This is a genomic window from Klebsiella sp. CN_Kp104 (assembly GCF_040064515.1).
Lineage (GTDB): Bacteria > Pseudomonadota > Gammaproteobacteria > Enterobacterales > Enterobacteriaceae > Klebsiella > Klebsiella aerogenes.
Genome location: NZ_JBEAII010000033.1, coordinates 1 through 24,467, shown reverse-complemented (window position 1 = coordinate 24,467; position 24,467 = coordinate 1). Strand labels below are relative to the sequence as shown.

Genomic DNA, 24,467 nt, shown 5'->3' with positions numbered 1-24,467 from the left:
CATGAACGGCAACATCTACCAGCAACTGGGCTTAAAACGGGTGATTAACGCCTGCGGCAAAATGACTATCCTCGGCGTGTCCGCCGTCGACCCGCAAGTGATGCAAGCCACCGCGCAGGCGGCGGGGGCCTTCGTCGAAATCGATAAATTAACCGACCGCACTGGCGAGCTGGTCTCCGCCCACACCGGCGCGGAAGACAGCTATATCACCTCCTGCGCCTCCGCCGGGATCGCTATCGCCGTCGCGGCGGCGATCACCCGCGGTGAGCCGGAAAAGGTGGCGCAGATGCCGGACAGCAGCCAGTACCCGAATGAGATAGTGATACTGCGCGGGCATAATGTCGATTACGGCGCGCCAATCACCAGCGCCATCCGCCTCGGCGGCGGGCGCATTGTCGAAGTCGGCTCCAGCAATCTGGCGGCGCGCTGGCAGCTGGAGAGCGCGGTGAACGCACGCACGGCGGCGCTTCTGTATGTGAAATCGCACCACTGCGTGCAGAAAGGCATGCTCGGTATTGACGATTTCGTGCAGGTTGCCCGCCAGCATAATCTGCCGCTGATCGTCGATGCCGCCGCCGAAGAAGACTTGCGCCAGTGGGTTACCAGCGGCGCGGACATGGTTATCTACAGCGGGGCGAAAGCCTTTAACGCCCCAACCTCAGGCTTTATTAGCGGCAAGCGCAACTGGATCGCCGCCTGTAAAGCCCAGCACCACGGTATCGCACGGGCGATGAAAATCGGCAAAGAGAATATGGTCGGTCTCGTCTACGCGCTGGACCGTTACCGGACGGCGGCGCCGGCGCCTGACGCCGCCGCGCTGCGTCCATTCGCCGAGGCGATTTCCGCGCTACCCGGCCTGTGCGCCGATATCGAGCAGGATGAAGCCGGTCGCGCCATCTGGCGCATTCGGGTCAGCGTCGACGCCAATGAACTGGGACTCAGCGCCCGTGAGGTTGAAGCCCAGCTACGCGGCGGCGATATCGCTATTTACGCCCGCCGCTACTATCTGCATGAGGGCCATTTTAGCCTTGACCCCCGCACCGTCGGCGAAGGAGAAATGTCGCTCATCGTCGCGCGCTTACAGGAGATTACGCAGCATGCAGCGGATTAACTTTTATCGCCAGCGGGTGGCGATTAACGTGCTGGCGAAGGATATCGCCAACGCCCGGGAAATCTATGACGCCGCTGAAGGGCACGCGGTGATTGGCGTACTCTCGGCGCAATTTACCGACGTTGAGCAAGGCGTTGCAGAAGTGCGCCGCTGGATGGCGGAAGTGCCTTCTATTTCCGTCGGTCTCGGCGCCGGCGATCCGGCGCAGTTTTACAAAGCGGCAATGATCGCCGCAAAGCTCCACCCCGCTCACGTCAACCAGACCTTCACCGGCAGCGGCTTTGCCGCCGGGGCGCTGGCGGCGACCGGAGGCCAGCAAACCTTTATTAATGCGCTGGTCAGCCCCAGCGGCACGCCCGGTGAAGTACGTATCTCCACCGGCGTGCGCAGCGCCAAGGGCATCCCGGCCCAGGTTTCCTGCGATGCGGCGGTCAGAATGATGCAGGATATGGGCGCGCACGCGGCTAAATTTTTCCCGATGGGGGGCGAAAAGTCGCTGGCGGAGCTGAAAGCGCTCGCCCAAAGCGCGGCAGAAAACGGTATGACGCTGATTGAGCCCACCGGGGGCATCGATCTCGATAACTTTGCGCTGATTCTGCAAACCTGCCTGCAGGCCGGCGTCGCGCAGATCATGCCGCACGTGTACAGCTCCATTATCGATCCGCAAAGCGGCAATACCCGCCCGCAAGATGTCCATGCTCTGATGAACATCGTCAAGCAACTGGTCGATTAATCCCCCCGCGCGTGCGATGTAGGCCACTATTACCGCACGCGCTAACTGCCTGATCTGCTGAAGGTCACTGTCAATCTGTGAGCCTCCACGCAATAACCGCATCCCGCCGTGCAAAGCGCCCTCTCATATTGATAGCGATCAAGAATAATCATACCGTCTGGTCGGTATGATCCGGGCCATGAACATGGAAGCCCAGCATCGTAAAAAAGACCCCGTCCGTTTGCATCGTCAACTGCTTGAATCGGCGGCGATGATTGCCGGCCGGGACGGTATCGCCGCCCTGTCGCTGAACGCCGTCGCCCGCGAAGCTGGCGTCAGCAAAGGCGGGCTCATGCACCATTTTCCCAATAAACAGGCGCTAATTTTCGCCCTGTTCGCCCGGCTGTTGGCGATTATGGAAAAGGCGATTAGCGAGCTGATGGCCGCCGATAACATCGCTTACGGGCGCTTTACCCGCGCCTATTTGCGCTATCTGTCCAACCCGGAGCTGACGGATACCCACGAAAGCCGGCAACTGATGGTGCTGTCTCTGGCGATGCCCGACGAACCGGTGCTGCGAAAGTGCTGGCGCGACTGGATGCTGGATCATCTGGCGCAGGGCGATGCGCTCGATAACGGCCCGACCGGCACGCTGGTGCGCTATGCCGCCGACGGCATCTGGTTATCGGAACTGACCGAAGGGCGTACCATGAGCAGCGAACACCGCCAGGCGCTGGTAAACGATCTGACAAAAATGACGCTTCCCGCGTGAAGCGAGTAGAGTGAGGCCGCGATGCGCTACAACATCAATGCCCGTCTCATTTATGACGCAACGGACGGCACCCTAACATTACCGGGCGGCAATGAGCCGGATAGCCAGCTATCCATTACCGCCAACGCGCTGCTCTATTTTTTTCTTCGCCATACCGGCGTTGTCAGTCGCGATGAAGTGTTGAAAAAGGTCTGGGACGATAACGGCTTAACCTCATCCAACAGCAATCTCAATCAATACCTGAGCATGCTGCGCAAAACCTTTCGCCACTACGATATCGATAACATTATTGTCACCGTGTCGCGCGGCATGCTGCAGCTGAATCAGGATCTCAGCATCGAACTGCTCGACGCCGAGCCGACGCTCGCCGATGCCGTTCTCACATGCGCTACGCCTGATGAAGCCGCCCCCGCTACGGCGCCAACGCCGCCCACCGCATCTCTACATGCGCGCGGTATGTGCTGGTATCTGGCCGGCGGCTGTCTGCTGCTCATCGCCCTGCTGCTGGTGGCATTTAGTCTCGCCGGCACCCACGTCGCCCGGCCAATCAATCTGACGCTGATGAGCCACAGCCAGTGCGAACTTCTGGCCAGCGATGAGATGCTGCGTTCGGTTTCCGCCACGGCCTACGGTAAGAATTTTGATGAGGTGCGTCAGCGGCTGAAGCTCAGCTGCAAGCCGGGGGAGCGTTTCGTTTTCTTCTACGGCGACCGGCTGGAGACTAACGGCCTGGGCCGGGTATTTCTCGCCCACTGCGCGATGCACGAAGACAACCCATTTAGCTATTGCGATAACTACTTTTACTACTCCTGGAAGCCGCAATGAGACTCGCGCCCCGCCCCTTTTTCGCCCTCTCCGCCCTCGCATTTATCGCCGCCGCCGGGTTTAGCGCCTGGCGCCTGCTGCCGGATGCCAACGACGGCGTGATGAGCTGTTCCACCAAAGCGATCATGCGTTTTGAGAACATGGAAAAAGAGAATGTGAATGGCAATATCCATTTTAATTTTGCCGCCAACGGCAACGGTTCGATGGTGGTGGAAGGCTATACCGATTCCGCCGCCGGCTGGCTCTACCTGCAGCGCTACGTCAAATTCAGCTACACCAGCCAACGCATCTCGGCAACCGAACGCCACTACCGCATTAAAAAATGGGAATCCAGCGCCTCATCCATCGACGAATCGCCGAATGTCATCTTCGACTACTTCATGCGCGAGATGTCCGACAGCCACGATGGCCTGTTCCTCAACGCGCAGAAGCTTAACGACAAAGCTATCCTGCTGAGTTCTATCAACTCGCCGCTCTACATCTGCACGCTGAAGTCAGGCAGCACGCTTAACTAACCCGTCCCCCCTGAACTGCCGCGAGGAAAATGCGCCCTCGCTCACGTTCCATTATTGCCCCCTCTTTCCACGATGCTAAAAGCGCACGTTTTGCATTTAGCTTCGACGCCAAAACATGAGCATACCCACAATTATCACGTGGCTATATTACTAACCGCTGGCAAGTAATTAGCATCTTATTAACATTCATCTCCCGCCGATAAATAGCCTAAAAAAGCGCCATATCATCATAAAAATCAATACGCATAAAACAGAACGAACAGATAAACAGAAGGCTAAATAAGGCTAAATCACAGAGTAAAAACCTAAAATATTCATCCTCACGGATTTAAATTTCACTTCTTTCCCCATTCCCTATAGTGAACCCCGAACGCCGCTTCCGCGTGTTGATGCCGTTACGCGGACGGTTTTCCCGAATAACAAAACCTGTTCTGGAGGAAATCACGATGGGTGATGCATTGGGGCTTATCGAAACCAAAGGTCTGGTGGCCTGTATTGAAGCAGCGGACGCGATGTGTAAAGCCGCCAACGTCGAACTGATCGGCTATGAAAACGTCGGCTCTGGCCTTGTCACCGTGATGGTGAAAGGCGACGTCGGCGCGGTAAAAGCGGCGGTGGATTCCGGTGTGGAATCCGCGCAGCGCATCGGCGAAGTAGTGACCTCGCTGGTCATCGCGCGTCCACATAACGACATCAACAAAATCGTCATTAAACACAAGGCCTGAAGGCCAGGAGAACGCAAATGGGTGATGCATTAGGTCTGATTGAAACCAAAGGTCTGGTGGCCTGCATTGAAGCGGCGGATGCGATGTGTAAAGCCGCCAACGTCGAGCTTATCGGCTATGAAAACGTCGGCTCCGGCCTGGTCACCGCGATGGTGAAAGGCGACGTCGGCGCGGTGAAAGCAGCGGTGGATTCCGGTGTGGAATCGGCGCAGCGCATCGGCGAAGTGGTGACCTCGCTGGTTATCGCCCGTCCGCATAACGACATCAACAAAATCGTCTCGCATTACAAAATTGCGGACTAATGGAGAAACCTGATGAAAGAAGCGCTTGGTCTTATCGAAACCAAAGGTCTGGTGGCCTCCATTGAAGCCGCAGATGCGATGTGTAAAGCCGCCAACGTCGAGCTTATCGGCTATGAAAACGTCGGTTCCGGCCTCGTCACCGCAATGGTGAAAGGCGACGTCGGCGCGGTCAACGCGGCGGTCGACTCCGGCGTGGAAGCGGCGAAACGCATCGGCGAAGTCGTCAGTTCTCGCGTCATTGCGCGTCCACATAACGACATCGAAAAAATCGCGGCGCAGCACAAAGCATGACCTGACAGGGCGCGCCCCGTCTCCACTCTTTTCGTCTGATGAAGGATAGACTCATGATTGAACTGGATAACGATTTGCAATCCCGGCAGAACGCGCGGGAACTGGTGCGCAACGCCAAAAAGGCGCAGGCGATTCTGGCCACCTTTTCGCAACAGCAAATCGACGCCATCGTGAAAAACGTGGCCCAGGAAGCAGCGCACCACGCCGAAGCGCTGGCGAAAATGGCCGCGGAAGAGACCGGTTTTGGCAACTGGCAGGACAAAGTGCTGAAAAACCGTTTCGCCTCGCTGCGCGTCTACGACGCCATCAAAGATATGAAGACCGTTGGCATCATTCATGACGACCCGGTAAAAAAAGTGATGGACGTGGGCGTGCCGCTCGGCGTGATTTGCGCGCTGGTCCCCTCAACTAACCCAACCTCTACGGTTATCTACAAAGCGCTGATCGCCCTCAAGGCCGGTAACGCCATTATCTTCTCCCCGCATCCGGGCGCGCGTCAGTGCAGCTGGAAGGCGATTGAAATCGTCAAACGCGCGGCAGAAGCGGCCGGCGCGCCGGCAGGCAGCGTCGACGGCATCACCCAGTTAACGCTCGAAGCCACCTCCGAACTGATGCACAGCAAAGACGTATCGCTGATCCTCGCCACCGGCGGCGAAGGCATGGTGCGCGCGGCGTACGCCTCCGGCACCCCGACCATCAGCGGCGGCCCGGGTAACGGCCCGGCGTTTATCGAGCGCAGCGCCGATATCCACCACGCGGTGAAAGATATCGTCACCAGCAAAACCTTCGATAATGGCGTGATCTGCGCCTCCGAACAGTCGATCATCGTCGAACGCTGCATTTACGACGAGGTCCACCGCGAGCTGGAAGCGCAGGGCGTCTACTTCATGAATGAAGATGAGGCGGCGAAAATGGCGGCGCTGTTGCTGCGCCCGAACGGCACGATCAACCCGAAAGTGGTCGGCAAAACCGCGTTGTACCTCAGCCAGATGGCGGGATTCTGCGTCCCGGCCAGCACTAAAGTACTGATCGCCAAGCAGACCACCGTATCGCCGAAAAACCCCTACTCGCGCGAAAAACTGTGCCCGGTACTCGGCCTGTACGTGGAAGAGGACTGGAAAGCCGCCTGCCACCGCGTGGTGGAACTGCTGACCAACGAAGGACTCGGCCATACGCTGGTGATCCACACCCGTAATCAGGATGTCATCCGCCAGTTCAGCCTCGAAAAACCGGTCAACCGCATTCTGATTAATACTCCGGCGGCGCTCGGCGGGATCGGCGCGACCACCAACATCTCTCCGGCGCTGACTCTCGGCTGCGGCGCGGTCGGCGGCGGCTCCAGCTCCGACAACGTCGGCCCGATGAACCTGCTCAATATCCGCAAAGTCGGCTATGGCGTGCGTTCGATTGACGAGCTTCGCGCGCCGGGCAGCCGCCCTGAACCCCAGCCGACCATCGTTACTCCGGCGAGCGATCCGCAGCGCAGCATTCTTGATGACGTGCGTTTCAACGCCCCGGCCAGCGCCGCGCCAGCGTGCACTGCAGGCAACGATGACCGTTTCGCCAGCGCAGGCGCCGCCAGTATGGAAGGTGAAATCAACGAACAAAACGTGGAACGCGTTATTCGCCAGGTGCTGGAGCGCCTCGCTAAGTAACGCACTGATATAAGGCGATAAACGATGATTCTCGCAAAGGTAACCGGCCATGTCGTCGCCACGCAGAAATGCGATGAGCTACGCGGCAGCAACCTGCTGTTGATCACCCGCTTAGATGACAAACAGCAGCCGATGAAAGACCAGACCTGGGTTGCCGTCGATAACGTCGGCGCCGGCATGCACGACATCGTGCTGGCGGAAGAGTACTTCGCGCTCAATAAAGACCGCTACAAAGCGATGTCGGTGGTCGCCATTGTCGAGAACGTGTTTCGGGACGCCTAACAGGAGTGAGTAGCCCAATGAGTGAATTTTTACTGAAACCGCGGATTTGCTTCGGTCAGGACGCCCTCTCGGTGCTGAACGAACTTTCCGCCCGCAGCGTGCTGCTGGTGACCGATAAAGCGATGGTCAAGTTTGGTCTCGCCGAGCGCGTCACCGCCCTGTTGCGCCAGCGCGGGATCGCCTGGCAGATGTGGGACGACGTGGTGGCGGATCCGGATATCGCCACCGTAGTGCGCGGCATGAAGTTAATGGATAACCACTACCCGGATCTGGTTATCGCGCTCGGCGGCGGTTCGGTAATCGATGCCGCCAAAGCGGTTATTTTCTCCCTGGCGCAAACCCGTCCGCAGACTGACCGCCCGCGTCCATGCTTTGTCGCTATCCCAACCACCAGCGGTACCGGCTCGGAAGTCACCGCCTTTTCGGTGGTGAAAGCCAACGCGGAAAAGCTGGTACTGGTGGATGCGTCGCTGCTGCCGGATATCGCCATTCTTGACCCGTCGCTGGTGGCTTCGGTGCCGCCGGCGATTACCGCCGACACCGGCATGGACGTGCTGTGTCACGCCCTTGAGGCCTACGTCTCCCGCGCCGCCAGCGACTTTTCCGACGCGCTGGCGGAGAAAGTGGTGCAGCAGGTATTTCGCTATCTGCCGACCTGCTGGCGCAGCGGCGACAACCTGCAGGCGCGCGAAAAGATGCATAACGCCTCCTGCATGGCGGGGATGGCCTTCACCAACGCGTCGCTTGGGATAACCCACAGCCTGGCCCACGCCCTCGGCGGCGTCTTCCGAGTGCCACATGGCCGCGCCAACGCCCTGTTGATGGCGCAAGTCGTCGCCTGGAACGCCGATTTCGACGGTCAGTGCGACACCCTTGCGGCAACGAAATATGCCCGTCTGGCGCATCTGCTGGATCTGCCAGCCGCCTCGCCGCGCCAGGGCGTCGCCAGCCTGCTGGTCGCCATTCAGGCTTTAAAAGAAGAGATGAGCATGCCCTCCGGCATTAGCGACACCGGCATTGAGGCGGCTGAATTCGAACGCCGTTTGCCGGAGATGGTCGGCCAGGCGCTGCGCGACAGCTGTACCCCTACCAACCCACGCGCGCCGGACGCTAACACGTTAACCGAGCTTTATCGCCGGGCCTGGTCCGGTCATCCCGTACAGGGCCACTGATAACAAGATTTGGAGAACCTTACCCATGGCACACTACAGCTTAACGCCGCGCGTCAAAGTGCTGGCAGACCGTTTACGCTCCCAGGCTAGCACCCTGTGCACCGAGCACGCCGCGATCCTCAGCGCGCTGGATAGCGATATCGCGGGCATTCCCGCCGCCGTCAAACCGGCTCGCCGTTTCTATGAACTGATGCGCCAGCTGCCGCTGACCATCAGCGCCGACGAACTGATCGTCGGTAACCAGACCCGTAAACCGCACGGGGCGATTTTCCATGATGAAAGCGCCGCGCATCGCCCATCCGTATTCCAGTTCCTCAACCTCAGCAGCGATCTCGATTCACCGGACTACAACCTGGTCGTCGAAAAAGGCGTGCTGGCGATTAAGCACCAGTTGGAAGAGAAAACCCGCGCCCTCGGTAGCGCGGTCAGCCGCAGCGGGATGGATGAAGTCAACGGCTGCCGCGCCGCCATCTACGCCTGTGACGCCCTGTTAGCGTTGGCGCAAAATCTGGCCACTAGCGCCGAACAGCTGGCGGCCGCGGAAACCAATGCTTATCGCAAAGCCGAGCTGCTCGATAGCGCGGCTATTCTGCACCACGTTCCGGCCCATCCGGCGCGTAATTTCAAAGAAGCCTGCCAGGCGTTCTATCTGTTCCAGCTGGCGCTACAGCTGGATAACGGTAGCTATGCGGTTAACCCGCAAGGGGCGGATATCACGCTACTGCCTTACTTCCAACGCGATATCAACAGCGGCGCGCTGAATACCCAGCAGGCCTATGAAATCGTGGAGTGCCTGTGGTTCAAGCTGGCGGAACTGAGCGAAGTCCGCGCCGCCTGCGCCATTGACGGCTATCCGATGCTCGACGCCATGCTGCGCGGCGCCGCTTTTGACAACGCCGAAGTGAACGAACTCTCGGCGATGTTTATCAGCGCCCAGCGCAACCTCAGCGCGCTGAATCTGCCGGTACGTCTGTTTAGCGGCGTACAGCAGGTCAACCACGCGCCGTTCGCCGCCTGCGCCGACACGCCGGCGATGGAAGGCTTAACCCCGCGTATGCAGCGCCTGCGTAACCACTACCTGACGGTGCGCCCGAGCGTCTCTATTTATCGCGCGCTGGCCTTTACCGAAGTGGTCAGAGCCAACCCTGGCATGCCGACCATTCTGCTACGGGCGAAAGCCTTCCGCCACGCCTGCGAAACCGCGCCGATTCTGATTCAGGACGATGAGCTGATCGTCGGCCATCCGTGCGGCAAGCCGCGCGCGGGCGCCTTCTCGCCGGATATCGCCTGGCGCTGGGTGCGCGACGAGCTCGACACCATGAGCACCCGCCCGCAGGATCCGTTTGAAATCAGCGAAGCGGATAAAAAAACCATTCGCGAAGAGATCGTCCCGTTCTGGGAAGGGCGTTCGCTGGATGAGATTTGCGAAGCGCAATACCGTGAGGCCGGCGTCTGGGCCTTCAGCGGCGAGACCTTCGTCAGCGATCTCTCCTATCACCAGATTAACGGCGGCGGCGATACCTGTCCGGGCTACGACGTGCTGCTATTCACCAAAGGGATGAATGGCATTAAAGCCGATGCCGAAGCGCATCTGGCCAGCCTGAGCATGGAAAACCCGGAAGATATCGACCGTATCTACTACTACAAAGCGGCGATTGAAACCTGTGAAGGGGTGGTCAACTACGCCCGCCGCATCGCCGCCCACGCCCGCGAACTGGCGGCTAAAGAGCAAAACGCCCAGCGCCGCGCCGAGTTGCTGACCATCGCCGACGTCAACGAAAACGTGCCGGCCAATCCGCCGAAGACCTTGCAGGAAGCGCTGCAGAGTATCTGGACCGTCGAATCACTGTTTGAAATCGAAGAGAACCAGACCGGGCTGTCACTGGGGCGCGTCGACCAGTACTGCTACCCGATGTTCGAAGCCGATATCCGCGAAGGCCGCCTGACCCACGACACCGCGCTGGAGCTGCTGCAGGCATTCATCATCAAATGCGCCGAACTGATGTGGATGTCGAGCGAGTTGGGAGCGAAATATTTCGCGGGTTATCAGCCGTTTATCAACCTCACCGTTGGCGGCCAGAAACGTAGCGGCGGCGATGCCTGTAACGATCTGACTTATCTGATTATGGACGCCGTGCGCTTCGTGAAGGTTTACCAGCCGTCGCTGGCCTGCCGTATTCACAACCAGTCGCCGCAGAAATACATGGAAAAAATCGTCGACGTGGTGAAAGCGGGAATGGGCTTCCCGGCCTGCCACTTCGATGACTCCCACATCAAGATGATGCTGCGCAAAGGCTTCGATTTTGAAGACGCCCGCGATTACTGCCTGATGGGTTGCGTTGAGCCGCAGAAATCCGGGCGCATCTACCAGTGGACCTCCACCGGCTACACCCAGTGGCCTATCGCTATCGAGTTCGTGCTCAACCGCGGGCGGATGGTGCTGTTCGATAGCTATCAGGGGCTGGACACCGGCGACCTGCGCGACCTGCGCACCTTCGACGAATTCGATGCGGCGGTGAAACAGCAGATCGCCCATATCGTGCGCCTGTCGGCCATCGGCACCGTCATCAGCCAGCGCGTCCACCGCGATGTGGCGCCGAAGCCGCTGATGTCGCTGCTGGTCGAGGGCTGCATGGAGAGCGGCAAAGATGTCGCCGCCGGCGGCGCGATGGTCAACCACGGCCCGGGGCTGATTTTCTCCGGTCTGGCGACCTACGTCGATTCGATGGCGGCGATCCGCAAGCTGGTGTTCGAAGAGAAGAAATACACCCTTGAGCAGATCCGCGATGCGCTACTGGCCAACTTTGAAGGTTACGAAGCGCTGCGCCGCGACTGCCTGAACGCGCCGAAATACGGTAACGACGATAACTACGTCGACCAGTACGCGCTGGATATTACCGAATGGACCGAGAAAGAGTGCCGTAAGTACAAGATGCTCTACTCGACCCTCAGCCACGGCACCCTATCTATCTCCAACAACACGCCAATCGGCGAGCTGACCAACGCCACGCCGAACGGCCGCCTGGCGTGGATGCCGCTCTCCGACGGCATCAGCCCAACCCAGGGCGCGGATAAACAAGGCCCGACGGCGATTATCAAGTCGGTCAGCAAGATGAACGTGGAAACCATGAACATCGGTATGGTGCACAACTTCAAGTTCCTCAAAGGGCTGCTGGATACCCCGGAAGGTCGCCACGGCTTGATTACCCTGCTGCGTACCGCCTCGATTCTCGGCAACGGCCAGATGCAGTTCAGCTACGTCGATAACGAAGTGCTGAAGAAGGCGCAGCAGGAGCCGGAGAAATACCGCGACCTGATCGTTCGCGTCGCTGGCTACAGCGCCTACTTCGTTGAGCTGTGCAAAGAGGTCCAGGACGAGATCATCAGCCGTACGGTGATTGAGAAGTTCTAGTTCTCTTAAAGAGAATTAAATGAGCTGTATTTGAGAAATAACCGGAAGTTCTCCGTCCCGTAACGGGACGGAGCGGGAGGCAAGCGTGATCGCAAAACAAGAATTAACGGGCCGAATTTTCAATATCCAGAAATATTCGATCTATGACGGCGATGGCATTCGCACGCTGGTGTTTTTTAAGGGCTGCAACATTCGCTGCCCGTGGTGCGCCAACCCGGAAGGGCTGAACAGCCAGTTCCAGGTGATGTTCTCGCACGACAAATGCATTAACTGCGGCGACTGCGTCAGCGTCTGTCCGGCGGGTATTCATTATCGGGCGGAAGAGAACGGCGAAATGAAGCACTTCGTCGACCGCAATAAAGACTGCATCGGCTGCCGCAAATGCGAAGAGATTTGCACCCAGAACGCGCTGGACATTATGGGTAAGGACGTCACCGTCAGCGAGCTGATGGAAATCATCATGCAGGACTACGACTTCTATATCTCCTCCGGCGGCGGCGTCACCATCGGCGGCGGCGAGATGAGCCTGCAGACCGATTTTGCCGTCGCCTTATTCAGCGAATGCAAAAAGATGATGATTAACACCGCCGTCGAAACCCAGGGCACCACCCCGCTTGCCAACTACCAGAAGCTGGCGCCGGTCACCGACACCTTCTTGTTCGACATAAAGCAGATTAACAGCGAACACCACAAAGCGATGCTCGGTATCGGCAACGAAGGGATCCGCCGCAATCTCGAATGGCTGGTGGATTCCGGCGCCAACGTCATTGTGCGTATGCCGCTCATTCGCGGCTACAACGACTCATTCGACGCCATTACCGGCGCCATTGATTACGTACAGAAGCTGGCGAAGCGTGGAAATATCCGCCGCATCGACATGCTGCCGTACCACCAGTTGGGGCGCAAAAAGTACGAACGCCTGGATATGCCCTACCCGATTACCCAGGACCCGTCTTATTCACCGGACGAACTGGACCGGCTGGAAACCTTCTTCCAGCAATTTGATTTTGATATTCGCTTAGTCCGCCATTAACAGGAGCCGACCATGAAAAGTTTAGGCGTAATTGAAACGCGAGGATGGGTCGCCGCCATTCAGGCCGTCGACGCCGCCTGTAAAGCTGCGGGAGTGACCTGCATTGGCTATCGCAAACCAGGCTCTGGGCTGGTGAGCGTCTGCTTTGAAGGGGAGATCAGCGCCATCCACACCGCCATTGAACGCGGCGTGGCGGTGGCTGGCGCCGAGCACACCGTGAAGTCGCTGGTGATTGCCCGCCCGGAGCGCTGCGTGGTTGAAGCGTTAAGCAACCTCAAAGGCAACCCGCCGCGCGAGCAAAAAACGGCCGAACCGGTGGTTATCGCCGCCCCGGAACCCATCGTCCCCCCTGCCGCCCCGAACGAAACGGAAGATAAACATCCGGCGCTGAAGAAAGGGAAGAAGTCATGATCGACACCCTGGTTCGCGAAAAAATCGCCGCCCGCCTGAGCGCAACGGCGCCGGCGATCCCGGTGGGGATCTCCAACCGCCACGTCCATCTCGCGCAACAGGACGTCGAGGCGTTGTTCGGCAAAGGCTACAGCCTGACGCCGTTTAAACCGCTGCGCCAGCCGGGGCAGTTTGCCGCCCAGGAGTGCGTGACCGTTGTCGGGCCGAAGGGCTCGCTGACCAACGTCCGTGTCCTCGGGCCGACCCGCCCGGTTTCGCAACTGGAAGTGTCGCGCGCCGACTGTTTCACGCTCGGGATTAAGGCGCCAGTTCGTGAGTCCGGCCAGCTGGAGAATGCCGGTAGCGCGCTGCTGATTGGGCCCGCTGGCCACGTTGAACTCCATTCGCAGGTGATCTGCGCCTGGCGGCATATTCATATGTCGCCTCAGGACGCACGCCGACTCAACGTTAGCAATGGCCAGAAGGTCAGCGTGCGCAGCAACGGCGAGCGTCAGCTGACTTTCGATGAAGTGGTGGTGCGGGTGCGCGATGACTTCGCGCTGGAGTTTCACATTGACACCGAAGAAGCCAATGCCGCCGGGTTGAAAAACGGCGCGCAGGTGACGCTCATCGGCTAACGGAGGCTCGCCATGACCGACGAACAGATTGAAGGTTTAGTTGCGCGTGTTTTGCAGCGCCTGCGCCCGCCGGTACTGGTGATGGTGACCGCCGCTGATGGCTATCGCGCGGCTATCCGCCAACGCCTGGCGGGAAGCGGCTATCCGCTACGCCTCGCGCTGGAGGATGGCCTCGCTGACGCCGCCGCGTGGCGGGAGGTCGGCGAGATAATTCCCTCTTCGGGCTGGCAGGATGCCCTGCCGTCGGCGCCGTGGCGGGCGGTACTGCTGCCGTTTCTCGATTATCCGCTGGCTTCAGACCTGCTGAACGGCACGCTCAGCAGCCCGCTCGCCCGCTGCGCGCACGAGGCGCTGCTGGCGGGTATTCCAGTGCTGGCGCTGCGCTACCACTGCGATCCGCTCAGCGAACTCAACCAACTGCGCGGCGCGCAGGCCGACAGCGCCTATACCGGGCATCTGCAGGCCACGCTGGCTCGTCTGGAAGCCTGCGGCGTCTTCCTCGGCACCATGAATGAGTTGCTGGCGACGCTGGACGCGCCCACCGCGCCAGCCGCCGCCAGCAGCGAACCGCGCCGTTATCTCACCGTCACAGACGTGGTGAATAATCCGGCGCTGGCGGCGGCTCCGCACGCGCAGCTGACCGATGCGGCCATTGATTATTTAAAAAACAGAAAGATATGACCTTACCCAACTATGAACCTGGAGCTTAACGATGTCTTCGAAAACAAAATGCTGGTTATGGATGCTGTTGGTTATCCTCTCCGAAACCTCGGCAACCTCGACGTTAAAAATGTTCGGTAACAGCGAAGGCAGCACAAAAATGCTGCTGCTCGGCCTGCTGATTGCGCTCTACTGCACCTGCTATTACTCGCTCTCAAGGGCGGTGAAAGATATCCCGGTCGGCCTGGCGTACGCCACCTGGTCCGGCACCGGCATCCTGGTGGTCTCGACGCTGGGAATGGCCTTCTACGGCCAGCACCCGGATACCGCCGCCATCATCGGTATGGCGGTGATCGCCAGCGGCATCGTTATCATGAACCTGTTCTCGAAGATGGGTTCCGAAGAGAGCGAAGAGCCCGCGCCCGCCGCGCCAGTCGCCTCCATGGATAAGAAAATCGCCAACTAACAGGAAAGGAACACCCTATGTTTAATCTCGGATTTTTATGGCTGGCGCTGTCTATCGGCTCCGAAATCACCGGCACCTCGATGATCAAAAAAACCAACGGCTTCAGCAAGCTGGCGCCTTCGGTGCTGGTGGTCTGCGCCTATGGCCTGTGCTACTTCGCCCTCACCCGCGCGATGAGCACCATTCCGGTGGGCGTAGCCTACTCGCTGTGGTGCGGCTTCGGTATCGTCGGCGTGACGATCTGCTCCATGATCCTCTATAAGCAGAAGCCGGACCTGGCGGCCATTATCGCCATGGCGCTGATTATCTCCGGCGGCGTGATCATGAACGTCTTCTCGACCATGTAATCGAAGCAGGTTTACCCCGCCGTGATTTCGTGGCAGGATAAAAAGATGAACAGAAACGTTATCGTTACCTACCCCCGTCGTTGGTGGCTGCCTGCATAACAGGCGGCATGATACACGTTTCCATTTTCAAAGCCGCCGGAAGGCGGCTTTGTTATTTTCAGGACGTCTTTCGGCTGAACAGTCTGATAAGGAGTCCCTGATGAACCATCCACAAACCATCCTCACCGGCGACCGCCCGACCGGCCAACTACATCTTGGCCACTACGTCGGTTCGCTGCGCCAGCGCGTCGCGCTGCAGCACGACCACCAGCAGTTTATCCTGATCGCCGACCTGCAAGGGCTCACCGATAACGGCAGCAACCCGCAAAAAATCAGCCACCATATCCTCGAAGTCATGGCCGATTATCTGGCCGTCGGCATCGACCCCAGACTCACCACTATTTGCCTGCAGTCCGCTCTGCCGGCGCTGGCTGAGCTCAGCGCGCTGTATATGAATATCGTCACCGTCGCTCGCGTGGAACGTAATCCGACGGTAAAAAATGAGATTGCCCAGAAGGGATTTGCCCGCTCGCTGCCGGTTGGCTTTCTCGCCTATCCGATTAGCCAGGCCGCCGATATCACCGCCTTCAAAGCCGAGCTGGTGCCGGTGGGCGACGATCAGCTACCGATGATTGAGCAGACCAATGAAATCGTCCACAAAATGAATAGCCTCACCGGCGAACCGGTACTGCGCCACTGCAAAGCGCTACTCAGCGAAGTGAGCCGCCTGCCGGGCGTCGACGGTAATGCCAAAATGTCGAAATCGCTGGGCAATACGCTGACGTTATCGGCCAGTGAAGAGGAGATTCACCGCGCGGTCAGCGCGATGTATACCGACCCGACACACCTGAGAGTCAGCGATCCGGGGCATGTCGACGGCAACGTGGTGTTCACCTATCTCGACGCTTTCCATAGCAATAAGGCGCTGGTTGCCGAGATGAAAGCCCACTATCAGCGCGGCGGGCTGGGCGATCGCCAGTGTAAGAATGAACTGGAAACCTGCTTGCAGGAGCTACTGGCGCCGATCCGCGAACGCCGGGCTACCTACAGTCAGGATAAAGGAATGCTGCTGGAATTGTTGCGCCAGGGTAGCGAACGCGCCCACCAGCTCACGCAGCAGACGCTGCATGAAGTGAAGCGCGGGCTGGGGCTGCCGGTACTGTTCTGAGCTTCAGAGCCCTGCCCCGACCGCGCTACGTTTACCGGGGCTCGGTTTTATACCCTGCCTTTGTGCATTTTCACGCAGTTGCGCCCCTCGCGTTTGGCGGCGTACAGCGCATTATCGGCATCGCGCAACAGCAGGTTGTAATCGGGATGGCCGGAGTGCACGGCATAGCCAATGCTGGCGGTGATCGGGATCTGCGTGTCGCCGCCAACGTTAAACGCCAGTTGGCTAATTTTCTTGCGCAGGCGGTCGAGGATGGTAAACGCTTCTGACACGCCGGTCTCCACCAGCACCAGCAGAAACTCTTCCCCGCCGTAGCGGAAGATATAGTCGCTGGAACGGATATTATCGCTGAGCAGTTCCGCGACATGTTTAATCGCCCGGTCGCCGACCATATGGCCCCAGTTATCGTTAATGCCTTTGAAATGATCGATATCTACGATCGCTACCGTCATTGGCAGCTCATGCTCCATTGCCAGCGTCACTTCATGCTTCAGCACTACCGGCAAATAGCGGCGGTTAAGTAGGCTGGTTAACGCATCTTTGCCATTTTGCATCTGCGACAAGCTGCTAAAAATCACCCCCAGTTGGCTGCCTATTTGCTGGCAATGAATATGGATCCCCTGAACCAGGTTTTGTGTATTTTTATAATCCATGACAGAGGCGGATGCTCGCCAACCTATTAATAAGTCGTCGACCTGCGAAATTAATGCGGCGATTTCGTCCATCTGGCTATTTTTGTTAAAATAGCGTACGCATTTATGGCGGAACCATAGACCAAATTCCGATTCAGATAATAACGTAGCGTTAGTATTTGCTTTATTTTCGCTAACAATATTAAAAATCGCCGTATTTTCCCAACCGGAAAGCGCCGCCTGCTGTTTGCCATATTCCATCGGAACATTGTCCATCAAACTATACAGGCGATACGCCTCTTCGTTTTTGGTCGCCCGATAGTGCGATAAGGTATAGGCATGGCACATCATCTCAACGGCCATATTAATCGCCATAATAGCGTAATAAATGGCATCGACGGCAATCCGGCGGTCGTTTACGTGGCTGCGGATATACTCGATAAGCCCGGCCTTAATCTGCCGGGCGCCGCGCAGCACCGCCTCCGCCGGGATACCGATCCGCGCGTGGATGCTGCCAATCTGATATTGGCGTTCCGCCAGCGCCGGCAACTGCGCTTTGTCGCTGGTCAGGATCTCCTTCACCCATAGCGCCAGCGAGCGGCTCAGACGCTCCTGAACTAAATCATAAGTCAGGTGGCGGGCAATATCCGGATCCTGAAAAATAAAATCATAAAACCGGGCCGCTAACGCTTCCGATTGTTCCTCTGCGATATTTTTAAGTACCTCCTTAACGGCTGGCGTCAGGCTGTCATACAGCGGTAGCCACTCCTTAAAAATAACAGAGATATATTTTTTGCTTTCATCGTTCATGAATAAAGCGCTCGCCGGGCGTTAGTCTATTTCGGGGTTGCCGATCATACATGAGTTGCCGCAGGTCAACCAGACGAAGAAAATCATAGGGATAGCGTAGTTCTCAGCCATTACAATGAGGGGTTCGCAATTCCATAGTTTATATATGGACTTTGCCGCTACCGATGTTAGTATCCAGATTATAAATATGCGTGTTTCATTTAAGGCCAGGATTGCTGATGATGACCACTCTAAAAGCACATCTTCCCCACCGGTTGGCAACGTAACAGGATTTTGCGCCGGACGGCCTTATCTCCCCTTTTTTATCGTCCCGCCGGGCGAAATAGCGAAACGCGCACCACTCAGCAATATGGAACAGAGCGAGTCGCGTATGGATAAGAACAAACGACGTTGGACCGGGTATATCGTAGTTGCAGCGGTGGTTATCGCCGCAGCATGGTGGATGTTGCGCCCGGCCGGGCTCCCGCCGGGCTTCGCCGCCAGTAATGGCCGCATCGAGGCGACGGAAGTCGATATCGCCACCAAAATTGCCGGGCGTATCGAGACGATTCTGGTCAAAGAGGGGCAGTTCGTCCATAAAGGCGATGTGCTGGCGCGGATGGATACGCGGGTACTCAATGAGCAGCGCCTCGAAGCCGCCGCGCAAATCAAAGAAGCGCAAAGCGCGGTTGCCGCCGCCAATGCGTTACTCGACCAGCGGCAGAGCGAAATGCGGGCCACCGAAGCGGTGGTGAAGCAGCGCCAGGCGGAGCTCGATTCCACCGCTAAACGCCACGTCCGTTCCAGTACCCTTTCGCAACGAGGCGCCGTCTCCGCTCAGCAGCTGGATGACGATCGCGCGGCCGCTGAAAGCGCCCGCGCGGCGCTGGAATCGGCGAAAGCGCAGGTCTCTGCCGCCCTCGCCGCCATTGAAGCCGCTCGTACCAGCATTATACAGGCTAAAACCCGCGTTGAAGCCGCCGAAGCGACCCATCGGCGGATCCTCGCCGATATTGACGATAGCCAACTAAAAGCGCCGCGCGACGGCCGCATCCAGTATCGCGTTGCTGAGCCAGGCGAAGTGCTGGCCGCCGGAGGGCGGGTATTAAACATGGTCGACCTGGCTGACGTCTATATGACCTTCTTCCTGCCAACGGAACAGGCGGGTCTCCTGGCGCTCGGCAGTGAAGCGCGCTTGATCCTGGATGCCGCGCCAGAGCTGGTGATCCCGGCAAATATCAGCTTTGTCGCCAGCGTCGCGCAATTCACGCCAAAAACGGTAGAAACCAGCGACGAGCGGCTCAAGCTGATGTTCCGCGTCAAGGCGCGCATTCCGCCAGAGCTACTGGAGCAGCATCTGGAATATGTCAAAACCGGCCTGCCTGGGATGGCCTGGGTACGACTGGATAAGCAGAAAAGCTGGCCTGAAGCGCTGACGGTGAGGTTGCCGCAATGAAACTGACGCCGCAGGATACTTCGCCTCCCGTCGCTCTGCTGGAAAACGTTGGCCAGCAGTTTGGCGCCACCATCGCGTTGCGCGATATCAACCTGGCGATCCCGGCGCGGCGTATGGTTGGCCTGATTGGCCCGGATGGGGTCGGCAAATCAAGCCTGCTCTCGCTTATCGCCGGGGCGCGGGCCATCGAGCAGGGTAACGTGATGGTGCTCGGCGGCGATATGCGCGACGTTCGTCACCGCCAGCAGGTATGTCCGAAAATCGCCTGGATGCCACAGGGCCTGGGGAAAAACCTCTACCATACGCTATCGGTCTATGAAAACGTCGACTTCTTCGCTCGCCTGTTTGGTCACGATAAAGCCGAGCGTGAACTTCGTATCAACGAACTGCTGCAGAGCACCGGGCTGGCGCCGTTTCGCGATCGCCCCGCCGGTAAACTCTCCGGTGGAATGAAACAAAAGCTTGGGCTGTGCTGTGCGCTGATCCACGACCCGCAGCTACTCATCCTTGATGAACCGACTACCGGCGTCGACCCGCTCTCCCGCGCACAGTTCTGGGATCTGATAGACAGCATTCGCCAGCGTCAGCCGGAAATGAGCGTGCTGGTCGCCACCGCCTACATGGAAGAGGCCGAGCGCTTCGACTGGCTGGTGGCGATGAACGCCGGTGAGATTCTGGCGACCGGTAGCGCGGCGGCGCTCAAAAAACAGACCGCCAGCCAGACACTGGAACAGGCATTTATCGCCCTGCTGCCGGAAGCGCAGCGCCTGGCGCATAAAGACGTGGTCATCCCGCCGCGCGACAGCAGTGAGGAAGAGATCGCTATTGAAGCGCGCGGCCTGACCATGCGCTTCGGCAACTTTGTCGCCGTCGACCACGTTAACTTTCGTATCGCCCGTGGCGAAATTTTTGGCTTCCTCGGCTCTAACGGCTGCGGCAAATCCACCACCATGAAGATGCTCACCGGCCTGTTGCCCGCCAGCGAAGGCGAGGCCTGGCTGTTCGGCCAGCCGGTCGACCCGAAAGATATCGCCACCCGCCAACGAGTGGGTTATATGTCGCAGGCTTTCTCGCTCTATAGCGAACTGAGCGTACGGCAAAACCTGGAGCTGCACGCCCGCTTGTTTCACATTCCGGACCATGAAATAGCTGGCCGGGTCGCAGAAATGAGCAAACGCTTTATGCTGACCGAGGTTGAAGACGCGCTTCCCGCTGATTTGCCGCTGGGGATCCGCCAGCGCCTGTCATTAGCGGTCGCGGTAATCCATCGCCCGGAGATGCTGATCCTTGATGAACCCACCTCCGGCGTTGACCCGGTGGCGCGCGATATGTTCTGGCAGCTGATGGTCGACCTGGCGCGGCAGGATCGCGTCACCATCTTCATCTCTACCCACTTTATGAATGAGGCCGAACGCTGCGATCGCATCTCGCTGATGCACGCCGGCAAGGTGCTGGCCAGCGATACGCCGCAGGCGCTGGTTGAGCAACGTGGCTCCGCCAGCCTCGAAGAGGCGTTTATCGCCTGGCTGCAGGAAGCGGCGGATGCCGCGCAACCGACCGTTTCTGTCTCTACCACGCCCGCACTGCCAGCTGTCGTATCACACCAGCAGAACGCGTCCCCACGCCAGTCATTCAGCCTGCGCCGCCTGTTTAGTTATAGCCGCCGCGAAGCGCTGGAACTACGCCGCGATCCGGTACGATCGACGCTGGCGCTGCTGGGGACGGTGATCCTGATGTTTATCATGGGGTATGGGATCAGCATGGACGTCGAGGATCTGCGCTTTGCCGTCCTCGACCGCGATCAAACGATCAGCAGCCAGAACTGGTCGCAGAATATCGCGGGCTCACGCTACTTTATCGAGCAGGCGCCACTGCAGAGTTATGACGAATTGGATCGTCGAATGCGTAACGGCGAGCTGGCGGTAGCGATAGAAATCCCGCCGAACTTTGGCCGCGATATCGCTCGCGGTACGCCGGTGCAGATTGGCGTGTGGGTGGACGGCGCAATGCCAAATCGCGCGGAAACGGTGCGCGGATACGTACAGGCGATGCATCTGGCCTGGCTGCAGGAGATGGCCGGGCAGCAAAGTAGCCCGAATCGTGAGACCTCGCTTATTTCCATCGAGACCCGCTATCGCTATAACCCGGACGTAAAGAGCCTGCCGGCCATCGTCCCGGCGGTGATCCCGCTGCTGCTGATGATGATTCCGGCGATGCTCAGCGCGCTGAGCGTAGTGCGTGAAAAAGAGCTCGGTTCGATCATCAACCTGTACGTGACGCCGACCACCCGCAGCGAGTTCCTGCTCGGCAAACAGCTGCCTTACATCGTGTTGGGGATGTTTAACTTCTTTCTACTATGCGCTTTATCGGTCTTCGTATTTGGCGTCGCGCATAAGGGCAGTTTCCTGACCCTCACCCTGGCGGCGCTGCTGTATGTCACCATCGCTACCGGACTGGGATTGCTGATCTCGACATTTATGAAGAGCCAAATCGCCGCTATTTTCGGTACCGCGATTATTACGCTTATTCCGGCCACCCAGTTCTCCGGGATGATCGACCCGGTGGCATCTCTGGAGGGGCCAGGTCGCTGGATCGGACAAATCTACCCGACCAGTCATTTCCTGACCATCGCCCGCGGCACCTTCTCCAAGGCGCTGAATATTAGCGATTTGTGGGTTTCGTTCATTCCACTATTGATTGCAGTGCCGCTGGTGCTCGGGCTGAGCGTGTTGCTGCTGAAAAAACAGGAGGGGTGATGCGCGGATTACGCAATATTTATAACCTCGGCGTCAAAGAGCTGCGCAGCCTGCTCGGCGATAAAGCGATGCTGGCGCTGATTGTGTTTGCTTTTACCGTGTCGGTTTACTCCTCGGCCACGGTAATGCCCGGCTCTCTGCACCTGGCGCCTATCGCCATTGCCGATATGGATAAATCACAGCTCTCATCGCGGATCATTAACGGCTTTTATCGGCCGTGGTTTTTAACGCCGGAGTTGATCAGCGCCGATGAAATGGATGCCGGGCTGGATGCGGGACGATACACATTCGCCATCAATATTCCGCCAAACTTCCAGCGCGATGTGCTGGCCGGCCGTCAGCCGGAGGTGCAGGTCAACGTCGACGCCACGCGAATGAGCCAGGCCTTTACCGGCAACGGCTATATCCAGAATATTATCAGCGGTGAAGTGAACAGCTTTGTCGCCCGTTATCGCGACAACAGTGCGCTTCCGGTAGAGCTGGCGGTGAGGATGCGCTTTAACCCTAACCTTGAACAAGAGCGCTTCGGCGCGGTGATGGCGATTATTAACAACATCACCATGCTGGCAATTGTCCTCACCGGCTCAGCGCTTATCCGCGAGCGAGAGCACGGCACCATTGAGCACCTGCTTGTGATGCCGGTAACGCCGTTTGAGATAATGATGGCCAAGATCTGGTCGATGGGTCTGGTGGTACTGGTTGTCTCCGGGCTGTCGCTACTGCTGATGGTGCAGGGAGTTTTGCAGGTACCGATTGAGGGGTCGATTCCGCTGTTTATGCTGGGGGTTGCGCTCAGCCTGTTCGCCACCACCTCCATTGGCATTTTTATGGGCACGCTCGCCCGTTCTATGCCGCAACTGGGGCTACTGATGATCCTGGTGCTGCTGCCGCTGCAGATGCTCTCCGGCGGATCCACGCCACGGGAGAGTATGCCGCAGCTGGTTCAGGACATTATGTTGACCATGCCGACCACCCATTTCGTCAGCCTCGCGCAGGCGATACTTTACCGCGGCGCCAGCTTTACCATCGTCTGGCCGCAGTTTTTAATTTTGTTCGCTATCGGCGGCGCTTTCTTTACCATTGCGCTGCTGCGTTTTCGCAAGACAATTGGTGAGATGGCATAAAACCTGGAGCAGGCGCTGCGCCGATTGCTTATTTTTGACGATTCATAAAGCGGCGCAGACCCCAGGTGAAGGCCATTGCCATGCTGAAAAGGATGAATAACAGCACAATCCAGCTGATAGAAATGCGTAGCAACGTGCCGGGCGTCATAAACGGCTGAAGATAAACGGTGAAAGAATGGGCAGGCGATTTTCCCAGCAGTTGATAGGCGCTATCGGTAAGCCACACGCCAACCCGGCAAAACAGCCAGATAATCGCCGGCCAGCAGAGCAGAACCAGAAAGGTAAAGCGCTCCTGAATGTAAGTAACGATCTGGCGCAGCGGCGGCCAGTTAAGCAGGATTTTCATTTATATTCTCATATTGCCAGCCGATGACCTGCAACATTCATCGCAAGGCATTCCGGGCATCATCCATACAGGCAATCTACCCTATTTGTATATCAAATTTACCGTCACTTAAACCAGATCAAGTTAACAAAGTGTTAATGATGTATAACATCAACACCAAAAAGAGTGGATAACCCTGTCGTTGGTGGAAATAAGCGGGAGGAGAGTATTAAGCGACGGGAATAAATTTTCAAGCCCACAACTGGCTGATTTTTATGGCTGATAGCAGCGCGCCATTATTTCGCCGCTGGGCAATATAATGGCGCGGAAAAATAAGTGGGTGATTAATCGTAGCTGCTGATAATTATTTTCCTGTTTGCATCATTCGGTAAATTCACCGTTTGGGTAATCACCCCATGAGATGGGACTGCCATATTTTGCGTGTTAATGAGGTAAGTATTTTGCCCACAACGCTGTTGAGCTTTTTCGTTAATGATATTGGTGCTGCAGGTAGGTGTAGCCACACGCCCGGAGATCGTTAATGTAGCGGTATCAGCAGCGAATGCAGGCAAGCTCAATCCATAAGCTAATGTCAGAATCCCAATTAGCGGTTTTTTCATTGAATTTATAACCAGTTAACAGGATGAGAAATAAGCGATTTGCTTTCTATTTTTCTCCCTCAGGAGAAGTGATGCGTTGATGTCATCACGCAGGAAAGATAATCCATATAATTAATAAGGACAATTATACTGAGAGCTATTAGTGTGATAGGTATTACTGATGTTAACGAACCAGGCGACCGGGCCGGATGTTTTCCCGGAGGCGGTGCTGCGCACCTTTTCCGGGCTACGGGGTCTGTAGCCCCGGTAA

General features: G+C 57.8%; 25 protein-coding genes. 22 read left to right on the top strand and 3 right to left on the bottom strand.

What is annotated here, in order from left to right:
• Window position 1: 1 nt before the first annotated feature.
• The 19 genes from ABLU80_RS17540 (at window position 2) to trpS (ending at window position 16,515) form a co-directional block, all read left to right on the top strand.
• Window positions 2–1,111, top strand: a complete 1,110-nt coding sequence (locus tag ABLU80_RS17540; protein WP_348850257.1) for a DgaE family pyridoxal phosphate-dependent ammonia lyase — start codon at window positions 2–4, stop codon at window positions 1,109–1,111.
• The gene (locus ABLU80_RS17535) at window positions 1,098–1,844 is read left to right on the top strand and encodes a 2-dehydro-3-deoxy-phosphogluconate aldolase (protein WP_348850256.1); all 747 of its coding nucleotides are present in this window, start codon (window positions 1,098–1,100) and stop codon (window positions 1,842–1,844) included. Before ABLU80_RS17540 ends, ABLU80_RS17535 begins: the two co-directional genes overlap by 14 nt.
• A gap of 166 nt (window positions 1,845–2,010) precedes the next feature.
• On the top strand, window positions 2,011–2,595 hold the full coding sequence (locus tag ABLU80_RS17530) for a TetR/AcrR family transcriptional regulator (protein ID WP_015704263.1): 585 nt from the start codon (window positions 2,011–2,013) through the stop codon (window positions 2,593–2,595).
• A gap of 21 nt (window positions 2,596–2,616) precedes the next feature.
• Window positions 2,617–3,420: a winged helix-turn-helix domain-containing protein gene (locus ABLU80_RS17525; protein WP_348850255.1), complete on the top strand. Its 804-nt coding sequence runs from the start codon at window positions 2,617–2,619 to the stop codon at window positions 3,418–3,420.
• Window positions 3,417–3,935 (top strand): FidL-like protein, encoded by a 519-nt coding sequence (locus ABLU80_RS17520; RefSeq protein WP_015368469.1) that lies wholly within the window; start codon window positions 3,417–3,419, stop codon window positions 3,933–3,935. The genes ABLU80_RS17525 and ABLU80_RS17520 overlap by 4 nt, the downstream gene beginning before the upstream one ends.
• 446 nt (window positions 3,936–4,381) lie before the next feature.
• Window positions 4,382–4,660, top strand: coding sequence for a BMC domain-containing protein (locus tag ABLU80_RS17515; protein ID WP_012542984.1), 279 nt, complete (start codon window positions 4,382–4,384; stop codon window positions 4,658–4,660).
• A gap of 17 nt (window positions 4,661–4,677) precedes the next feature.
• On the top strand, window positions 4,678–4,962 hold the full coding sequence (locus ABLU80_RS17510) for a BMC domain-containing protein (protein WP_002442227.1): 285 nt from the start codon (window positions 4,678–4,680) through the stop codon (window positions 4,960–4,962).
• 12 nt (window positions 4,963–4,974) lie between these two features.
• The gene (locus ABLU80_RS17505; RefSeq protein WP_348850254.1) at window positions 4,975–5,253 is read left to right on the top strand and encodes a BMC domain-containing protein; all 279 of its coding nucleotides are present in this window, start codon (window positions 4,975–4,977) and stop codon (window positions 5,251–5,253) included.
• Between the two features lie 53 nt (window positions 5,254–5,306).
• On the top strand, window positions 5,307–6,908 hold the full coding sequence (locus ABLU80_RS17500) for an acetaldehyde dehydrogenase (acetylating) (protein ID WP_348850253.1): 1,602 nt from the start codon (window positions 5,307–5,309) through the stop codon (window positions 6,906–6,908).
• 24 nt (window positions 6,909–6,932) lie between these two features.
• Entirely contained in the window at window positions 6,933–7,190 is a 258-nt protein-coding gene (locus ABLU80_RS17495) for a EutN/CcmL family microcompartment protein (RefSeq protein WP_015368471.1), read from the top strand.
• Between the two features lie 17 nt (window positions 7,191–7,207).
• On the top strand, window positions 7,208–8,362 hold the full coding sequence (locus ABLU80_RS17490; protein WP_015704260.1) for a 1-propanol dehydrogenase PduQ: 1,155 nt from the start codon (window positions 7,208–7,210) through the stop codon (window positions 8,360–8,362).
• 25 nt (window positions 8,363–8,387) lie between these two features.
• The gene (gene cutC, locus ABLU80_RS17485; protein WP_348850252.1) at window positions 8,388–11,774 is read left to right on the top strand and encodes a choline trimethylamine-lyase; all 3,387 of its coding nucleotides are present in this window, start codon (window positions 8,388–8,390) and stop codon (window positions 11,772–11,774) included.
• An 85-nt stretch (window positions 11,775–11,859) separates the two neighbouring features.
• A complete protein-coding gene (gene cutD / locus ABLU80_RS17480) occupies window positions 11,860–12,807 on the top strand; it encodes a choline TMA-lyase-activating enzyme (RefSeq protein WP_063446273.1) in 948 nt (315 codons plus the stop codon).
• A 12-nt stretch (window positions 12,808–12,819) separates the two neighbouring features.
• Window positions 12,820–13,218 (top strand): BMC domain-containing protein, encoded by a 399-nt coding sequence (locus ABLU80_RS17475; RefSeq protein WP_047080332.1) that lies wholly within the window; start codon window positions 12,820–12,822, stop codon window positions 13,216–13,218.
• On the top strand, window positions 13,215–13,835 hold the full coding sequence (locus tag ABLU80_RS17470) for a phosphate propanoyltransferase (protein WP_015368476.1): 621 nt from the start codon (window positions 13,215–13,217) through the stop codon (window positions 13,833–13,835). Before ABLU80_RS17475 ends, ABLU80_RS17470 begins: the two co-directional genes overlap by 4 nt.
• Before the next feature lie 12 nt (window positions 13,836–13,847).
• A complete protein-coding gene (locus ABLU80_RS17465; RefSeq protein ID WP_047080333.1) occupies window positions 13,848–14,516 on the top strand; it encodes a hypothetical protein in 669 nt (222 codons plus the stop codon).
• Between the two features lie 31 nt (window positions 14,517–14,547).
• The gene (locus tag ABLU80_RS17460) at window positions 14,548–14,961 is read left to right on the top strand and encodes a multidrug efflux SMR transporter (RefSeq protein WP_063446271.1); all 414 of its coding nucleotides are present in this window, start codon (window positions 14,548–14,550) and stop codon (window positions 14,959–14,961) included.
• Between the two features lie 17 nt (window positions 14,962–14,978).
• On the top strand, window positions 14,979–15,308 hold the full coding sequence (locus tag ABLU80_RS17455; protein WP_004204123.1) for a multidrug efflux SMR transporter: 330 nt from the start codon (window positions 14,979–14,981) through the stop codon (window positions 15,306–15,308).
• A gap of 199 nt (window positions 15,309–15,507) precedes the next feature.
• A complete protein-coding gene (gene trpS / locus ABLU80_RS17450) occupies window positions 15,508–16,515 on the top strand; it encodes a tryptophan--tRNA ligase (protein ID WP_163331744.1) in 1,008 nt (335 codons plus the stop codon).
• Window positions 16,516–16,562: 47 nt separating this feature from the next.
• Here the strand turns inward: trpS and ABLU80_RS17445 are convergent, their stop codons facing one another.
• Window positions 16,563–17,957, bottom strand: a complete 1,395-nt coding sequence (locus ABLU80_RS17445; protein ID WP_348850251.1) for a diguanylate cyclase — start codon at window positions 17,955–17,957, stop codon at window positions 16,563–16,565.
• 370 nt (window positions 17,958–18,327) lie between these two features.
• Here ABLU80_RS17445 and ABLU80_RS17440 point away from each other — a divergent pair, with 370 nt between their 5' ends.
• From ABLU80_RS17440 to ABLU80_RS17430, 3 genes are read left to right on the top strand one after another with little or no spacing between them, the layout of a single operon-like run.
• Window positions 18,328–19,392, top strand: coding sequence for an HlyD family efflux transporter periplasmic adaptor subunit (locus ABLU80_RS17440; RefSeq protein ID WP_063446290.1), 1,065 nt, complete (start codon window positions 18,328–18,330; stop codon window positions 19,390–19,392).
• Entirely contained in the window at window positions 19,389–22,148 is a 2,760-nt protein-coding gene (rbbA, locus tag ABLU80_RS17435; RefSeq protein ID WP_348850250.1) for a ribosome-associated ATPase/putative transporter RbbA, read from the top strand. The genes ABLU80_RS17440 and rbbA overlap by 4 nt, the downstream gene beginning before the upstream one ends.
• Window positions 22,148–23,272, top strand: coding sequence for an ABC transporter permease (locus ABLU80_RS17430; RefSeq protein ID WP_157195085.1), 1,125 nt, complete (start codon window positions 22,148–22,150; stop codon window positions 23,270–23,272). The genes rbbA and ABLU80_RS17430 overlap by 1 nt, the downstream gene beginning before the upstream one ends.
• A gap of 28 nt (window positions 23,273–23,300) precedes the next feature.
• Here the strand turns inward: ABLU80_RS17430 and ABLU80_RS17425 are convergent, their stop codons facing one another.
• Both ABLU80_RS17425 and ABLU80_RS17420 read right to left on the bottom strand, forming a co-directional pair.
• Entirely contained in the window at window positions 23,301–23,618 is a 318-nt protein-coding gene (locus ABLU80_RS17425; RefSeq protein WP_020079735.1) for a hypothetical protein, read from the bottom strand.
• A 323-nt stretch (window positions 23,619–23,941) separates the two neighbouring features.
• Window positions 23,942–24,217, bottom strand: a complete 276-nt coding sequence (locus ABLU80_RS17420) for a DUF2574 family protein (protein WP_015368485.1) — start codon at window positions 24,215–24,217, stop codon at window positions 23,942–23,944.
• Window positions 24,218–24,467: the final 250 nt, after the last annotated feature.

Excerpts from the sequence above, each read along its gene's own strand:
- ABLU80_RS17540 (WP_348850257.1), top strand. The coding sequence starts at position 2 with ATGAACGGCAACATCTACCAGCAACTGGGCTTAAAACGGGTGATTAAC.
- ABLU80_RS17535 (WP_348850256.1), top strand. The coding sequence starts at position 1,098 with ATGCAGCGGATTAACTTTTATCGCCAGCGGGTGGCGATTAACGTGCTG.
- ABLU80_RS17530 (WP_015704263.1), top strand. The coding sequence starts at position 2,011 with ATGATCCGGGCCATGAACATGGAAGCCCAGCATCGTAAAAAAGACCCC.
- ABLU80_RS17525 (WP_348850255.1), top strand. The coding sequence starts at position 2,617 with ATGCGCTACAACATCAATGCCCGTCTCATTTATGACGCAACGGACGGC.
- ABLU80_RS17520 (WP_015368469.1), top strand. The coding sequence starts at position 3,417 with ATGAGACTCGCGCCCCGCCCCTTTTTCGCCCTCTCCGCCCTCGCATTT.
- ABLU80_RS17515 (WP_012542984.1), top strand. The coding sequence starts at position 4,382 with ATGGGTGATGCATTGGGGCTTATCGAAACCAAAGGTCTGGTGGCCTGT.
- ABLU80_RS17510 (WP_002442227.1), top strand. The coding sequence starts at position 4,678 with ATGGGTGATGCATTAGGTCTGATTGAAACCAAAGGTCTGGTGGCCTGC.
- ABLU80_RS17505 (WP_348850254.1), top strand. The coding sequence starts at position 4,975 with ATGAAAGAAGCGCTTGGTCTTATCGAAACCAAAGGTCTGGTGGCCTCC.
- ABLU80_RS17500 (WP_348850253.1), top strand. The coding sequence starts at position 5,307 with ATGATTGAACTGGATAACGATTTGCAATCCCGGCAGAACGCGCGGGAA.
- ABLU80_RS17495 (WP_015368471.1), top strand. The coding sequence starts at position 6,933 with ATGATTCTCGCAAAGGTAACCGGCCATGTCGTCGCCACGCAGAAATGC.
- ABLU80_RS17490 (WP_015704260.1), top strand. The coding sequence starts at position 7,208 with ATGAGTGAATTTTTACTGAAACCGCGGATTTGCTTCGGTCAGGACGCC.
- cutC (WP_348850252.1), top strand. The coding sequence starts at position 8,388 with ATGGCACACTACAGCTTAACGCCGCGCGTCAAAGTGCTGGCAGACCGT.
- ABLU80_RS17475 (WP_047080332.1), top strand. The coding sequence starts at position 12,820 with ATGAAAAGTTTAGGCGTAATTGAAACGCGAGGATGGGTCGCCGCCATT.
- ABLU80_RS17470 (WP_015368476.1), top strand. The coding sequence starts at position 13,215 with ATGATCGACACCCTGGTTCGCGAAAAAATCGCCGCCCGCCTGAGCGCA.
- ABLU80_RS17465 (WP_047080333.1), top strand. The coding sequence starts at position 13,848 with ATGACCGACGAACAGATTGAAGGTTTAGTTGCGCGTGTTTTGCAGCGC.
- ABLU80_RS17460 (WP_063446271.1), top strand. The coding sequence starts at position 14,548 with ATGTCTTCGAAAACAAAATGCTGGTTATGGATGCTGTTGGTTATCCTC.
- ABLU80_RS17455 (WP_004204123.1), top strand. The coding sequence starts at position 14,979 with ATGTTTAATCTCGGATTTTTATGGCTGGCGCTGTCTATCGGCTCCGAA.
- trpS (WP_163331744.1), top strand. The coding sequence starts at position 15,508 with ATGAACCATCCACAAACCATCCTCACCGGCGACCGCCCGACCGGCCAA.
- ABLU80_RS17445 (WP_348850251.1), bottom strand. The coding sequence starts at position 17,957 with ATGAACGATGAAAGCAAAAAATATATCTCTGTTATTTTTAAGGAGTGG.
- ABLU80_RS17440 (WP_063446290.1), top strand. The coding sequence starts at position 18,328 with ATGGATAAGAACAAACGACGTTGGACCGGGTATATCGTAGTTGCAGCG.
- rbbA (WP_348850250.1), top strand. The coding sequence starts at position 19,389 with ATGAAACTGACGCCGCAGGATACTTCGCCTCCCGTCGCTCTGCTGGAA.
- ABLU80_RS17430 (WP_157195085.1), top strand. The coding sequence starts at position 22,148 with ATGCGCGGATTACGCAATATTTATAACCTCGGCGTCAAAGAGCTGCGC.
- ABLU80_RS17425 (WP_020079735.1), bottom strand. The coding sequence starts at position 23,618 with ATGAAAATCCTGCTTAACTGGCCGCCGCTGCGCCAGATCGTTACTTAC.
- ABLU80_RS17420 (WP_015368485.1), bottom strand. The coding sequence starts at position 24,217 with ATGAAAAAACCGCTAATTGGGATTCTGACATTAGCTTATGGATTGAGC.